Source organism: Nocardioides sp. (assembly GCF_047606145.1).
GTDB lineage: Bacteria > Actinomycetota > Actinomycetes > Propionibacteriales > Nocardioidaceae > Nocardioides.
Genome location: NZ_JASGET010000018.1, coordinates 36408 through 50444 on the forward strand (window position 1 = coordinate 36408; position 14037 = coordinate 50444).

Genomic DNA, 14037 nt, shown 5'->3' on the forward strand with positions numbered 1-14037 from the left:
GGACCCTACCCAACCGTCCGACCAGCTCTTTGAGCCGGCGCAACCGGCGTCCGACCTCGACCGCGTCGGGCAAGCACTCATCGATGCCCTCTGGCGCGACGACCCGGCCACCAGAGGAAATGTCGTCCCGACCATTCCTCGCCCCCGTGTCCCCGGCCGCCGCGGTGCAGGTGCAGGAGGTGCGGGTGGAGCGGGAGCCGCGGGAGGCTCTGCGGGTGCCGGCCGCTCCGGAAGCCGGTCCACTCGGCAGGTGATCGGAGGAGCCTCGCGCGGTGGCGCGACTATCGGAGCGGCGTACGCGCTGAGGGACCGCGACGCCCAGAGGCTGGCCGACTACGGCCTCTCGCTCGCCGAGTTCGACTCATTCAGCCCGCGCGCTCGAATCAGCAGGCTCGTCACCCTCATGATCGGGGACGACGGGCACCCCGACGACCGAGCGATCCGCCAAGCAGCAACAGAACAGGTCAAGAAGATCGTCGCCACCGACGGCGAACCTCCGACCGCAACCGAAGCGATCAAGGGCTTCGTCAGCGCCTACATCTTCCAGCTCGGACTCGTCGAACTCCAAGACCAAATCACCAACGGAACGCTCGACGGCAACGAGGCGCTGGTGCGCGAACGCATGCTGCGCGGCTGGATCGACGCGAAGGTTCGCGGACTCGACATTGACGCCAGCCCCGCACTCTCATCGAACGCCCTTCACCAAGCCGCTGCTGATCTTGCCCAACGAGCCATTCGTGTCCTGAGGGCGAGGTAGACGACATGCCGCTAACGCGCTTCTACGTCTCCGGCGAGGACTCCACCAACCAGAGCCTGGCGGATCACCACCGGCTGCGGTGGCCCACCACGGCCGGCGAGACGGACACCGTCAAGAGCGCCATCGGCTGGTGGCTGCCCACACTGGGCCAGGTCCCGACGCAGACGATCGATCTGGTCCGCATCGCCGGTAGTGCATACCTCGTCGACCGGCTCTCCGGCAGACCCAGCGCCTTCACCCGGCGGCTCCACCTCACTGTCGAGGTCGCCGATCCCACGCCATGGGAAGGCGAGGCAATCAACCAACTTGCTCAACTGCTGTTCTGGCTGACAGGTGACACCTGGGATCTCCAGCTGATCCAGGATCCCACCATCCCTGAGACCTCGGCCCCCATGGCCTCTGATGGCGTGGACGCCGTCGCACTGCTCAGCGGAGGACTCGACTCCTACCTTGGCGCGTTGCATCTGCTCTCCACGCTAAGTGGGCCACCGTTGTTCGTCGGTCACTACGACACCGCCACCGCCGTCCGACGAGCCCAGAACACCGTTCACGGCTGGCTGCAGGAGGCCTACACGCCGCCGCCCTCTTACACCCAGATCGAGTTCACGCAAGTCGCAGACAAGAAGGAGAGCTCCAGCCGGAGCCGCTCCTTGCTCTTCGTCGCGCTTGGGGTTGCCGTCGCCGCCAGCCGTCACGCATCAAGGCTCTTTGTGCCAGAGAACGGATTCACCAGCCTGAACCTGCCACTGCACCCTAACCGGGCCGGCGCGCTCTCCACCCGCTCCACTCACCCCGAGACCTTCTACCGAATCAACACGCTCCTCCAAACGCTCAACCTTGCGGTAGCGGTGGCCAACCCCTTTGCCGAGCACACCAAGGGTGAAGAAATGCGCCTGGTCGCTGACCGCCACCCGCCGGGCGGCTGGGATCGCGTCGCCGGGCTCACGGTCTCGTGCAGCAAACTCGACGGCGCTCGGATCAAGGGCGGCAACTCCACCCTCAACTGCGGCCTCTGCTACGCGTGTGTCACCCGTCGGGGCGCCTTCATCGCCGCCGGCGTCGACGACCCGACCATCTATCTGTCCGACGAACTCACCGGAGACGCGCGCCTCGAACTCCTCGAACGCCGCTACAGCGACCGAGCCGCAATCTCCTACGCAACAACCCGCGGTATCGACGACGACGCGATCGACGCAGGGACCTGGCCCCCGGACGCTGACCTCGACGCGATCAGCGACCTCGCCCGTCGTGGGCTCGCCGAACTCGGGAAAGTGGACCTGGCATGACCGGCTCCCGCCTCCCCGCACTGGACGCTCACGCCCACATCGCGCCCGACGTCACGCCGGCACAGATCGCGGCCCTCGGACAGTCCGTGGTGTTCGCGATGACTCGAAGCGTGCACGAGGCCCGTCAAGTCAGGAACCGCCGGGATCAATCGCTCATCTGGGGAATCGGTCTCCATCCTGGCGTTGCGGCAGCACGCACCGCATGGGACTCCAAGCAGTTCACCGAGCTCCTTGGCTCCTTCGCCTTGGTAGGCGAGATCGGCCTAGATCGCCGAGGAGGCGACTTGGCGCGACAGCGCTCAATATTCAAGGAGGTGCTGAGCATCGTCCGCAACGAGCCGGTGCTCGTTTCCATCCACAGCAGCGGCGCTGCAACCGAGGTCGTCGAACATCTCCACGACGCGAACCCGCGCGGCGCGATCCTGCATTGGTTCAACGGTGACGCCTCCGACATCACGCGGGCCATCGAAACCGACGCCTACTTCTCGGTCAACGCGGCCATGTCCGAAGACCAGATTCGGCTACTGCCCCAGGAGAGGGTCCTGTGCGAGACGGATTTCCCTGCCCGCAAGACACGTGCCCGCAAGCCCGCGGACATGCAGCGCATCGAACAGCTGCTGAGCCAGGTCTGGAACAAGACGCCCGAGGAAGTACGCGCCACCACATGGTGGAACCTTCGTACGCTCAGCGAACGCTCCGGAGCCATGGAACGTCTGCCTGAACCTGTCGCCGACACCCTTCTTTACCTGTGACGGACAGCAGCAGTCAGTCTGGCGGCGATGAGGACCGCATGCGACGAGCTGGGAGCTATCGTTCCCGGCCGTGAGAATCGCGGAGGACCACTCCCGCAGCGAGCAGATGGTTCCGAATGGTGCCGGCCGAGAATCCGAGCTGCGTGCCGACCCGCTCCAACGAGTCGCCTGCGACGTATCGGCGCTTCATCTCGGCTACGTCTCCTGCGGAGGGTGACTGCCGGCGCAGCCTCACGCCTCGGCTGCGCAGCAGCGATGCCAGTCGTGGGCGACTCACGCCCAGGTCGGCGGCTACTTCGCGTAACGTCGCGCCCGCCGCGTACCGATCCTCGGCGGTCGCCAACGCCTCTTCCGGGACACGCGTGCATGACCGTGCTCTGAAGCCGGTCCGCGCACCAGACCGAGTGCGTTGCCTGATCGCGCGGTGCGTGGCAGCCAGCCGCGCCAGGGGCGGGGCAAGTCTCGATAATGCTCCCGCTAGGTCCACCAGGTGTTCGCGCCGCTATTCGGTCCGGTGTTCGCGCCGGGACGCCATGGCCGCGTCAGGGGCTCGCCGTCTCGTCGGCGTCGACGGTTTCTCGCGATCGTCGATTGCCACTGGCCGTGTCCCAGATGACGGATGTCAGTACGACGGTTCCACCGAGCACGGACAGCCAAGCGGGGACCTCGCCGAAGGCGAGCCAGACCCAGAGGGGTGCGAGTGGTACGTCGGCGGTGCTGAGGACCGCTGTTCTGGAGGCGGGGAGGAGTCTGGCCCCTTCGATGTAGCAGGCGAGTGACGCGGCTTGGACGAGGCCGAAGACGGCCAGGACGGCGAGGTCGTGTGCGGGGAGCCACCGATCTTGGGCCAAGAGCAGACCCAGCACCGCGAGTTGGAGAGCTGAGACTCCGGTGGCGGGGACCTGGGAGACGTCGCGGAACTTGCGTCCGCAGACCGCGACTCCGGCAAGGCTGAGGGTCATCCCGAATGCGAGCAGCAGTCCGATGAGGTCGCGTCTGGAGTCGCTGGAGAAGCCACCGCCGGCGGTGATGGTCACGCCGATCGCGGCGCCGGCAGCCGCGATCAGTGTGTTGCGGGTCGGTGCCTCCCGCAGGAGGAACCACGCGAGGCCGGCTGTGACGAAGGGGCAGGTGGCGAAGACGACCACGACGTTCGTGACCGACGTCAGCTGCAGGGCCGGGATGTAGAGGGCCGTGGCAATCGTCGAGAGCGTGGCCAGCGACAGGCCACCCGCGCTGACCGCGGACTTGAGACCGCCTTTCGCTGGGGGACTCAACCTCGTTGCCGGTGTCCGCGGTGTCCGGGTCGCGGTGAGCCAGCAGGCGATGGCCAGGGTGCTAGCTACGCCTCGCCAGCCGATGATGGCCCACGAGGACGCGTCGATAGCGCGGGTGAAGAGCCCGGCCAGGCTCCAGCCCGTCGCGGCCAGGAGCACGAGCACGACCCCGTGGCCCGCGGTGCGATGCACGTCGGGTCGCGGCGAGGAGTCAGCGGCAGGCACGCGAGCAAGTCTGGGCATTCGGATCGCCGGCGTCATCACGCGCGAGATCAGCTGCTGTCAATGACTGTCAGTAATGTGCGTCAGACTTGGGCCGTGACCGGAACAGGCCAAGAGACAGTTGCGGAGGGCCGCGCGGCGCGGGTGCTGGCCTTGCTTCGGGTGCTTTCCGACGAGGAGACCGTCCGCGGTGCGGATCTCGCGGCGACGTTGAAGACATCCGTTCGCACTGTCTACCGCGACATCGCGCTTCTTCGAGCCCAGGGGATCGCCATCGCCGGCGATCCGGGAGTCGGATACGCCCTGGGTGGCAAGCGAGTGGTTCCCGCGATGAGCCTGACTGCGGATGAGGCGGATGCTCTGGCGCTCGGCCTGCGCATGGCTCACACCTGGGGCGACCCGCAGCTGTCCAAGGCAGCCGCCGACCTGCACGCCAGGCTTCCCGATGCCCTACGGCCCGACGGACAGCGACGTCTGCAACGCTCGGTGGTCGTCGCACCGTTCAGCAGCTACCACGTCGACGCCCCGCAGTGTCTGCCTGCGCTGCGCCGAGCGGCCCGGCAGCGACTGTGCTTGGACATCGACTACACCGACGGGACGGGGAATGACACTCAGCGACGAGTACGACCTCTCTCGATCGCGTTCTTCGCCCCGATCTGGATCCTCACGGTCTGGTGCGAGCTCCGCTCAGACTTCCGCGACCTACGTGCTGACCGCATCCGCACCGTTGCCGTCGGACCGTCGTTCACCGACGAACCCGGACGGACCGTGCGGGACTACCTGGCTCGATCGCGTGACTCTGCAGGGTGACGCATGAGAGCGCGAGCGACTCTGTCGGCGACCCTCGTGAGACCACCGAGGACCGACTACGTGAGAGTTCCGGCGTACCGGCGGATGATCGCCCGCACCGTCTCGACATGGATGCCGTACGCCCCGGCGAGCTCCCTATTGAACGCCCCGTTGAGATGCCTTGGGACCAGCTCAGCTCGCTGAGTGTCCGACGGGCGGACATGTCGCTGAGTCCGGTGCCTCACTGGAACCTGGGCATGAAACGACCAGGCAGTAGGGAAGGAGGACCCATCGGGCCCGCTCCTGCGTCTGCGGTACCGGTGGCCGAGACAGCTGCCTCGGTCTTCGGCCGGTCCGCCCTCCAGCGGTCGATCTTGCATCGAGAGCTGGGAACGCAACACTGGGGCCATGGCTTCGTGCGACCTGATGATCGCTGGTGGCACCGTGTTGGTCTCCGCGTCCCCGCCCGTGGTGCTCGAACATGCCGCCGTGGCGGTCGTCGGTGCGGCTGTCGCCGATGTTGGTCCGGAGCCCGAGGTGGCCAGCCGGTGGACGACGCGCTCGGTGATCGACGCGACCGAGGCCGTGATATCGCCCGGGTTCGTCGATGCCCACGTCCACCTGGCGGCGCCGGGTGGTTACGGACAGCGCGGCTACACCCGCGGGGTCACGGCGGGGCCGTTCGCGGGTGGCGGCAAGGGCGAAGGCATGACGCCGTTGGTCGGCGGCATGGTCAACCGCCCGGCGCATCACGATGCGGTTCGCGCGGTGGCCGCGGTGCGGCTGGCGGCGATGCTGCGGTGTGGCTACACCGGTGTCGTCGATGCAGGCGGTCCGGGCGCACAGGCGGTGGCCGAGGCCGCCGAGTGGATCGGGATCCGGGCAGCCGTAGGGCCGAGCTTGGCAGACGTGTGGCACGACGAGACCGGAAGGTTCGGCCGGCGCATGGACATCGAATCGATTCTCACCCGAGCCGCGGTCGAGTTGGATTGGCTCGCTGAGCATGACGTCTCGACGCTGCAGCCGATCATCTCGGCAGCCGGTACGCAAACCAGCAGCGACGAGCTTCTGAGCGGCGTGGCAGCACTCGCGGCCGACCGCGGGCTGGGAGTGCATGTTCCAGTCACGTACGCGCTCAGGCCGTAGCAGACCACGCAGCGTGCTTCGGGCGGAGCGAGACGGAGAGACTGGCCGCTGCCGGTCTGCTCAATGAGCGGCTGATGGTGATGCACGCCGGTGCATTGACGGATGAGGATGTACGAGCGTTGGCGCAGCGTGGTGTGACGCTGAATCACAACCCCGTCGGCAACGCCATGTTCGGGTTCGGGTCCACCGGCAGCGACACCGTCCGTCGGGCACTGCGGGCCGGGGTCTCGGTGGCATTGGGCAGCGACTGGTCTCGTGCCGTCACTCCGCCCGGCGAATTGATTCGCGCAGCGATGATGCTGCAACGTGACGGTGCAGCCGACGACACCGCGCTCGCAGAGCACGAGGCGCTCACAGCCGGCTTCGCCGCTGCGCCGTTCCTCGTCCCGCACGGTGTCGGCGCCGGTCGGGTCGAGGTCGGGTACCCGGCCGACCTGGTCGTCACCGACATCGCCGGCCTGCACCACCTCGACCAGCCCCATCCGGTGTCGGCGCTCACCACGCACGCGAGGCCGGACGACGTCAGGGCCGTCGTCGTCGAGGGTCGCGTCCGAGTGCGCGCCGGCAAGATCATCGACGTCGACGAGCGGTCCCTTCGACAGGCCGCCCGTCTCGCCCTCTCCTCATGCTGAGCGACCCCACCCGACGAACCGCGTGCGGCGGGCACTCGTGGATACGCCACGTGGGGTACCAGCACCTTCGATCTCATCGACGATCAGCCGCTGCGGCACCGCCAGGTCACCCCTCGCCGACGTACGACCTGGCTCATCTGAAGGCGCTGCACCGTCAGCTCTTCCAAGACGTCTATGAGTGGGCCGGGAGTTGCGGGCGGTCGGCGATGGCCCCACCCGGGGCCCCGGTCCCGTCGTCGAGCAGGTCCGTCGCCGCGCGACGCGGAACGAGATGACGTGAGCCACCGTCACCCTGCGCCGCCCCACCTCGGTGGGCCCGAGGGCGCCGAGGCCCGGGATCAGGATGCGCGGAGGAACCCAGTGACGGCCGGGGCGAGCCTGTCGGCAGCGACGATCAGGCCGAGGTGCCCGTCGTCGTAGATCACCAGCTCGGAGTGCGGGATGAGCGCGGCCATGATCCGAGCATTGATCAGCGGGATGATCGGATCGTCGCTACCGGCGAGGATCAGCGTCCGCTGACGGAGCAACGGCAGGAGCGGCAGACTGGTCCATCCCGCGGCCGCGAGGAGCTGCAGCAGATAGCCACGCGTCGAGGTCAGTGGTGAGTGACCGTCCAGGATCTCTCGGACGCGGTCGGGATCATCCCGCAGCGCTCCGCCGTAGATGTCCGGTGCGATGGCGGCCGCATGGCTCATGTCGCGGTAGCGCCGGACGGTCACCAGGTGCCGCAGCACGCCGGGTTGGGCGGGCACCATCATCCAACCCGGCGCCGTGCTGGCCAGCACGAGGCGACGGCAGCGGCGCGCATGCTGGAGGGCCAGCTGTTGGGCAAGGCCGCCGCCCCATGAGATGCCGAGAACGTCGAACTCGTCGTAGCCGAGCTCATCGAGAAGGCGGCCGAGGAGGCGGGCGAGCGAGAAGAAGCTGTACGGCCTCCTCGGCAACGGCGATCCGCCGACGCCGGGAACGTCGAAGCGCACCACCGGTATGGCGGGGTCGAGCCGATCGACGAAGGGCTGCAGCAGGTCCAGACTCGCACCGATGCCATTGCACAGCAGGAGCGGCGTACCGGTGCCACGACGGACCGAGACCCGCATCCGTGTGCCGCGGACGTCCAGGTCCCGGACGGCGTCGGTCACGGCGCCTCGTCGGCAGGGTCGGTGGGCGCGGCCTCGGCGAGCTCGGGGAAGGCCTCGAGAGCTTCGAGAGCGGCGGCGAGCTCGGCCAGCCTGTTGGCGTCATCGAGACTCGCTCCGAGGCGCTCCTCGAGGCGACGAATGCGATATCTGACGGTGTTCTCATGGCAGTACAGCACGCGGCCGGCCTCCACGGCGGAGCCGTGGGCGTCGAGCCACGCGCGAGCAGTGGCCAGCTGCAGCCTGCGGTCGTCCTCGGGAAGCGACAGGATGCCACGAAGCGCCCGTTGCACGAAGTGACGCGTGTTGTCCCGGTTGGTGATGATCAGCTCGCTGAGTGGTGTGTCGGCGAGCTGCTTGGTGCCGGGCCGGCCGGGCGGCAGGGTGTCGAGGGCGATGCGGGCGAAGCGGGCCGCCCTCGGTGCGCGGTCGAGCCGGGAGAACTCGGGGCTGACCCCGACCCGCGTGGACGCGGAGCTGGAGATGAGGCGAAGGATGTCGGCTTCCGTGCGTCGACGGCCACGCGAGATGATGCCGACCTCACGATCCGGCTGGGATTGCCATGCGGATGCCACGCCGGTCTGCTCCAGCCGTTCCTCCAGCCTGGGCAAGGCCCGGTCGCCGATCGCCGGGGCCTCGGCGACCACCACCAGGAAGGCACCGTCGAACGGGAAGGCGAGCATCTTCGAGATCTCCCAGGCACTGCGGTTGTCCTCGGTGGGGCCGGTCAGCAGCGCCGCCACCAGCGCGGACCGGCGCCTGTCCTGGGTGACGATCCGCGCCGTCATCTCCTTGCGATAGGCCTCGGTGAGTGCCGTGGAGTGCTCGTCGTTGATGGACCAGATCTCCGCCGAGGCATCGAGAAGCGCCGCGGTGGTGCGTGCCCCGGACTCGTTGGCGGCGGCGAGCAGCCGCTGCCACACGAGTGCGAATCCGAGGCGGTATGCCCGCAGCACGTCGGGAAGCGGAACGCCCTGGGCGGCGCGCTCGCGACCGGTCTGCTCGGCGGCGGCCGGATCGGTCGGATGGGGGCCGAGCAGGTCTTCGAGCACGCGGCGGACGTTGCGACGTACCGCGGTCGAGAGCTGCGCCTGGGACACGATCGACCCGCTGCGGTAGACGTCGATCTGGTTTCGGATCAACGCGCACGTCTCGTCGGTGAGCGCATCGAGCTCGCCGAGCAGGGCGGTAGCCAACTCGACCACACGAGGGTCCGGATCACGGCGTCGCACCGCTGTCATGTTAGGCGGACGAGCACGGGCGGGCGGTTGTGGCGTACGACACATCGCGGGCTCCGTGTTTGTCGTGGGCGACATTGGCGAGGAGTGGGGCCGGTTCCGAGGATGAGGAGACGAGACCGCAACCTAAGGAGCGCCCCATGGTCAGCCAGGTGGTCCACCCGTGTCCATGCCTCGTCGAGAGCGGTGCGCGATGAGCGCGCTCGGCGGGATCAACGCCCCGAAGATGACCGACCCCCTGCCCATCTCGTTCGGGCTCTTCGGATTCGCGTTCTTGGTGTACGCCGTCCGATTCATCGACGTCTCGTCCTCCACCATCACCGGCCCGACCAGCGATGCGTTGGACTATGCGCTCCTGGTGGGCGGTGTCGCCGAGCTGTTGGCCGGCGTCCTGGCACTCGCCCGCGGCGCCACGCCACATTCCGCGTGGGTCAACGGGCTCTTCGGAACCTGGCTGATCGGGTTCTTCCTGCTGATCATCCACACCACGCCCGAAGGTGCCGCCGCGGCCGCGCCGACCACCGCCGGCGGGCAGTCCCTGCCCTCGTCGACGGTGACAGCGCTCCAGAGCGCGAACGAGTCAGCCTGGCACGCCGAGTCGGTCGCCTGGTTCGTGCTGTGCCTGGCGATTCCCGTGATCATCCTGGCGATCCGCCCGATCATGGACAGGAACATCGTCCTCTCGATCGTGTTCCTGGGCGTGATCGCGGTGATCTTCCTGTTCGGGTTCGGCTTCCACGAGGTCTACCAGCAGGTCTCCGACGTCGTCAGCCTGAAGGCGAAGGAGCCCGATCTGGGTACGGCGGTGAACCTGCTGAGGATCTCGGCGTACTGCGCCCTGGTGGCGGGGGCGGGGCTGTTGTTCCTGCTCGGCAAGGCCGTCACCTCTGCAGAGGCGACCCGCGCGGAATGACGGTCGGGAGCAGCCATGACAAACCTCGCCATGAACCTCAAGGACGCCGTCGGACAGTACGCCGATCGGGTCGCCCTCCGGCTCGAGGACGCGATGCTGACCTATCGCCAGCTCGACGACCTCAGCGCACGTGTCGCCGGGTGGCTCTCGGCACACAACATCGGACCCGACGACCGTGTCGGCCTGATGGCACCCAACGTCCTGGCGTTCCCGGTGGTCTATTACGGCATCCTGAGGCTGGGCGCGGTCGTCGTACCGATGAACCCGCTGCTGAAGGCTCGCGAGATCGAGCACTATCTGGGTGACTCCGGCGCCCGCGCCGTCTTCTGCTGGCACGAGACCGCCGCCGAGGTCGACTCGGCGCCGGCGGCCGCGGGGCTCGTGCGCTGCGCCATCGACGACGGGCTCCTGGACACGGCGAGCGGATGGGACCCGATGGAACCGGTGGCGCCACGCGACGACCACGACACGGCGGTGATCCTGTACACCTCGGGGACGACCGGGAGCCCCAAGGGCGCGCAGCTGACCCATGGGAACATGCGCGCCAACGCGGCCGTCTCCGCGTCGTCGCTGTTCGGGGTCACCACCGACGACGTCCTGATGGGCTGTCTGCCCCTGTTCCACGCCTTCGGACAGACCTGCGCGATGAACGTCGCGGTGGTCGCCGGCGCCGCGATGACGCTGATCGCCCGCTTCGACCCGGCGACCGCCCTGCGGCTGATCGAGCGGGACCGGGTGACCGTCTTCCTCGGCGTGCCGACGATGTACGTCGCGATGGTGCAGATCGGCGCGTCGGTCGCCGACACCTCGACGCTGCGCCTGTGCGTCTCCGGGGGAGCGGCTCTGCCGGGCGAGGTGTTGCGCGGATTCGCGGAGACCTTCGGTGCGCAGATCCTCGAGGGATACGGGCTCTCGGAGACGTCGCCGGTGGCGTCGTTCAATCGGGTCGACCGCGCGAAGCCGGGTTCGATCGGGGTGCCGATCGATGGTGTCGAGATGCGGATCGTCGACGAGCAGGGTGAGGAGGTGGCACCGGGCGAGGTAGGCGAGATCGTGATCCGGGGGCACAACGTCATGCGCGGGTACTGGAACCGTCCGGAGGCGACCGCAGAGGCCATCAAGGAGGGTTGGTTCCACTCCGGCGACATGGCACGGGAGGACGAGGACGGCTATTTCTTCATCGTCGATCGCAAGAAGGAGCTGATCATCCGCGGCGGCTACAACGTCTACCCGCGCGAGATCGAAGAGGTCCTCTACGAGCATCCCGCTGTTCTCGAGGCAGCGGTGATCGGAGTGCCTCACCCGACCCATGGGGAGGAGATCGGTGCGGCGGTCGCTCTCAGGCCGGGAAAGGCCGTGTCGGCCGAGGAGATCCGTGACTACGTCAAGGAGCGGGTCGCCGCCTACAAGTATCCGCGCCGGGTGTGGCTTGTCGACGCGCTGCCCAAGGGGCCGACGGGAAAGATCCTCAAGCGCCACATCGAGCCGCCGGAGCAGGCCTGATGTCAGGCATCGACCGCGACGTCACCGAGGCATCCGCACCCCTCGACGTCCTCCTCACACAGGCGTCGTTCGGGGCGGTTCGACGCCTGCTGCCGGTGCGCTCCGCGCTCCCACTCGTCTCCGCCCTGGCCCAACGACCCGGACGGGTCGCGTCGCGGCTGGAGTCGCTCGCCGCAGAGCTGGGCAGGATCCTCGTCGGCACCTCGGAGATCGCGCCGTCCACGAGAGACAGACGCTTCGGCGACACGGCCTGGATGGGCAACCCGCTGCTGCGTCGGGTCGTCCAGTCCTACCTGGCGTCGGGTGCCGCCGCGGAGGGTCTGGTGCAGGACCTTCCGCTCGCCTGGCAGCACGCCGAACGACTCAAGTTCGCGACCGGCAACCTCGTCGAGGCGCTCTCGCCCAGCAACAACCCGCTGATCAGTCCGGTGGCCTGGAAAGCGGCCATCGACACCGGGGGCGTCAGCGTCATCTCGGGGCTGAGACATCTTCTGGGCGACATGGCATCCACCCCACGCATCCCCTCGATGGTCGATCGAGCCGCCTACCAGGTCGGCGAAGACCTCGCCCTGACTCCCGGTGCGGTCGTGTTGAGAACCGCGATGTTCGAGCTGATCCAGTTCACGCCCCAGACCGAGGCGGTCCGCGAGGTCCCGCTGTTGATCATCCCACCGACGATCAACAAGTACTACGTGCTCGACCTCGCCCCCGGGCGAAGCCTCATCGAGTATCTCGTCCAACAGGGCCAGCAGGTGTTCGTCATCTCCTGGCGCAACCCCGACGCCCGCCACAGCAAGTGGGGCATCGACGCCTACGCCCAGGGCATCTACCAGGCATTCGACACCGTCGACGAGATCAGCGGCGCCGGATCCGCTCATGTCGTGGCCGCCTGCTCCGGCGGGTTGCTGGCCGTCATCACGGCCGCACACCGGGCCGCGGTGCATGGCATCGACAGGCTGGCCAGCCTCAGTCTTCTCGTCACCATGATCGACCAGGCCCAGGCCGGTGTGGCGGGAGCCATGATCGACAGGGACACCGCCGGTCTGGCGGTCGCTCGCTCGCGTCGCAAGGGATACCTCGACGGCAGACAGCTCGCCGAGGTGTTCGCCTGGCTCCGGCCAGGCGATCTCATCTGGAACTACTGGGTCAACAACTACCTCCAGGGCCGCAAGCCGCCCCCGTTCGACATCCTCTACTGGAACGCCGACACCACTCGAATGGCCGCCAGGCTCCATCGTGACTTCGTCGAGGTGGCGATCGACAACAAGCTCGCCAGACCCAACGCCCTGACGGTCCTCGGCACCGAGATCGATCTCAAGAACGTCACCGTGGACTCCTACGTCGTCGCCGGCTCCGCGGACCACATCTGTCCCTGGGTGAACTGCTATCGCAGCAGCCAGCTGCTTGGCGGCAAGGTCCGCTTCGTGCTCTCGACCAACGGTCACATCGCCGCGTTGGTCAATCCGCCCCGAAACCCGAAGTCCAGCTATCAGGTCGGCGACGACAACACCCTCGACCCCGAGGGCTGGCGGTCCGCGGCCGAGCTGGAACAGGGCTCATGGTGGCCCGACTACGCCCGATGGCTCGCCGATCGTTCGAGGGAGACCAAGCCCGCCCCAGAGCAACTGGGCAGTGCGCTGCACCGTCCGCTGGATCGGGCACCCGGTCTATACGTCCTGGACAGGTGACGACATTCGGCTCGCCAGAGCGACCACCTTCTGGGCGGTCTCTTTGGCAGATCGGGGGTTTTGGCCGGTGACGAGGTTGCCGTCGGTGACGGTGTAGGAGACGAAGGGGAGCTTGGCCTTCTCGTAGCGGGCGCCGCGTTTCTTGGCCTCTTCTTCGGCGTTGTAGGGGACGAGTTTGTCGACGCGGGCGAGGACTTCTTCGGTCCAGGCGAAGCCGGTCATCTGTTTGCCGGCGATGAGGTAGGTGCCGTCGGAGAGTGTGGTGTTGAGCAGGCCGCAGTAGCCGTGGCAGACCGAGGAGACGATGGCGCCGCGTTCGTAGATCTCGCGGGTGATGCGTTGGAGTCCTTCGCTGTTGGGGAAGTCGTACATGACGGCGTGGCCGCCGGTGAAGTAGATGGCGTCGTAGTCGGCTGCGTCGATCTGGTCGGGGCTTGCCGTGTTGTCCAGCAGGGCCATCTTGGCCGGGTCGGCGCGCCAGGCCCGGGCGGTCTTGTCGTCGTTGGGGAATCTCAACGCCCGGGGCTCGAGTGGGACGGTGCCGCCGGCGGGGCTGATGAGGGTCTGTTCGAAGCCGGCCTCCTCGAAGACGTGCCAGGCGTGGGTGAGCTCGGAGAGCCACAGACCGGTCCGATGATCGGGATCGTCGTAGTGGCCGACGTTCGTGACGACGTTCAAGATGCGCTTCGTCATGGCTG

Annotated in this window: 12 protein-coding genes and 1 pseudogene; 9 read left to right on the forward strand and 4 right to left on the reverse strand. The window is 67.8% G+C overall.

All coding sequences use genetic code 11. From position 1 onward, the window contains the following. The first annotated feature begins 250 nt into the window (after positions 1-250). Genes QM638_RS02310 through QM638_RS02320 form a run of 3 tightly spaced genes read left to right on the forward strand, consistent with a single transcriptional unit; the run spans position 251 to position 2795 of the window. Complete coding sequence (locus tag QM638_RS02310) at positions 251-757, forward strand: hypothetical protein (protein ID WP_415140318.1); 507 nt, start codon at positions 251-253, stop codon at positions 755-757. A gap of 5 nt (positions 758-762) precedes the next feature. Further along, a complete protein-coding gene (locus QM638_RS02315; protein WP_415140319.1) occupies positions 763-2043 on the forward strand; it encodes a hypothetical protein in 1281 nt (426 codons plus the stop codon). Continuing rightward, the gene (locus QM638_RS02320) at positions 2040-2795 is read left to right on the forward strand and encodes a TatD family hydrolase (RefSeq protein WP_415140320.1); all 756 of its coding nucleotides are present in this window, start codon (positions 2040-2042) and stop codon (positions 2793-2795) included. Before QM638_RS02315 ends, QM638_RS02320 begins: the two co-directional genes overlap by 4 nt. A 542-nt stretch (positions 2796-3337) precedes the next feature. Here the strand turns inward: QM638_RS02320 and QM638_RS02325 are convergent. Continuing rightward, on the reverse strand, positions 3338-4297 hold the full coding sequence (locus QM638_RS02325; RefSeq protein WP_415140321.1) for a DMT family transporter: 960 nt from the start codon (positions 4295-4297) through the stop codon (positions 3338-3340). Between the two features lie 93 nt (positions 4298-4390). Here QM638_RS02325 and QM638_RS02330 point away from each other — a divergent pair, with 93 nt between their 5' ends. The 3 genes and pseudogenes from QM638_RS02330 to QM638_RS02340 all read left to right on the forward strand — a co-directional run. Beyond that, positions 4391-5104: a helix-turn-helix transcriptional regulator gene (locus tag QM638_RS02330; protein ID WP_415140322.1), complete on the forward strand. Its 714-nt coding sequence runs from the start codon at positions 4391-4393 to the stop codon at positions 5102-5104. Positions 5105-5491: 387 nt separating this feature from the next. After that, positions 5492-6229, forward strand: a complete 738-nt coding sequence (locus QM638_RS02335) for an amidohydrolase family protein (protein WP_415140323.1) — start codon at positions 5492-5494, stop codon at positions 6227-6229. Positions 6230-6258: 29 nt separating this feature from the next. Next, positions 6259-6861, forward strand: a pseudogene (locus tag QM638_RS02340) (amidohydrolase family protein); the annotation flags it as partial. Between the two features lie 338 nt (positions 6862-7199). Here the strand turns inward: QM638_RS02340 and phaZ are convergent. Together phaZ and QM638_RS02350 are read right to left on the reverse strand one after the other, a co-directional pair. Then, positions 7200-8000: a poly(3-hydroxyalkanoate) depolymerase gene (phaZ, locus tag QM638_RS02345; protein WP_415140324.1), complete on the reverse strand. Its 801-nt coding sequence runs from the start codon at positions 7998-8000 to the stop codon at positions 7200-7202. Further along, positions 7997-9229: a PucR family transcriptional regulator gene (locus QM638_RS02350; protein ID WP_415140325.1), complete on the reverse strand. Its 1233-nt coding sequence runs from the start codon at positions 9227-9229 to the stop codon at positions 7997-7999. Before QM638_RS02350 ends, phaZ begins: the two co-directional genes overlap by 4 nt. Positions 9230-9428: 199 nt before the next feature. Here QM638_RS02350 and QM638_RS02355 point away from each other — a divergent pair, with 199 nt between their 5' ends. Genes QM638_RS02355 through QM638_RS02365 form a run of 3 tightly spaced genes read left to right on the forward strand, consistent with a single transcriptional unit; the run spans position 9429 to position 13339 of the window. Beyond that, the gene (locus tag QM638_RS02355) at positions 9429-10148 is read left to right on the forward strand and encodes a hypothetical protein (protein ID WP_415140326.1); all 720 of its coding nucleotides are present in this window, start codon (positions 9429-9431) and stop codon (positions 10146-10148) included. Between the two features lie 15 nt (positions 10149-10163). After that, the gene (locus tag QM638_RS02360; RefSeq protein WP_415140327.1) at positions 10164-11651 is read left to right on the forward strand and encodes a long-chain-fatty-acid--CoA ligase; all 1488 of its coding nucleotides are present in this window, start codon (positions 10164-10166) and stop codon (positions 11649-11651) included. Then, positions 11651-13339 (forward strand): PHA/PHB synthase family protein, encoded by a 1689-nt coding sequence (locus tag QM638_RS02365; protein ID WP_415140328.1) that lies wholly within the window; start codon positions 11651-11653, stop codon positions 13337-13339. Before QM638_RS02360 ends, QM638_RS02365 begins: the two co-directional genes overlap by 1 nt. Here QM638_RS02365 and QM638_RS02370 read toward each other — a convergent pair. Further along, positions 13319-14037: type 1 glutamine amidotransferase domain-containing protein (locus QM638_RS02370; protein ID WP_415140329.1), on the reverse strand; the 719-nt coding region annotated here is incomplete at its 5' end. The genes QM638_RS02365 and QM638_RS02370 overlap by 21 nt on opposite strands.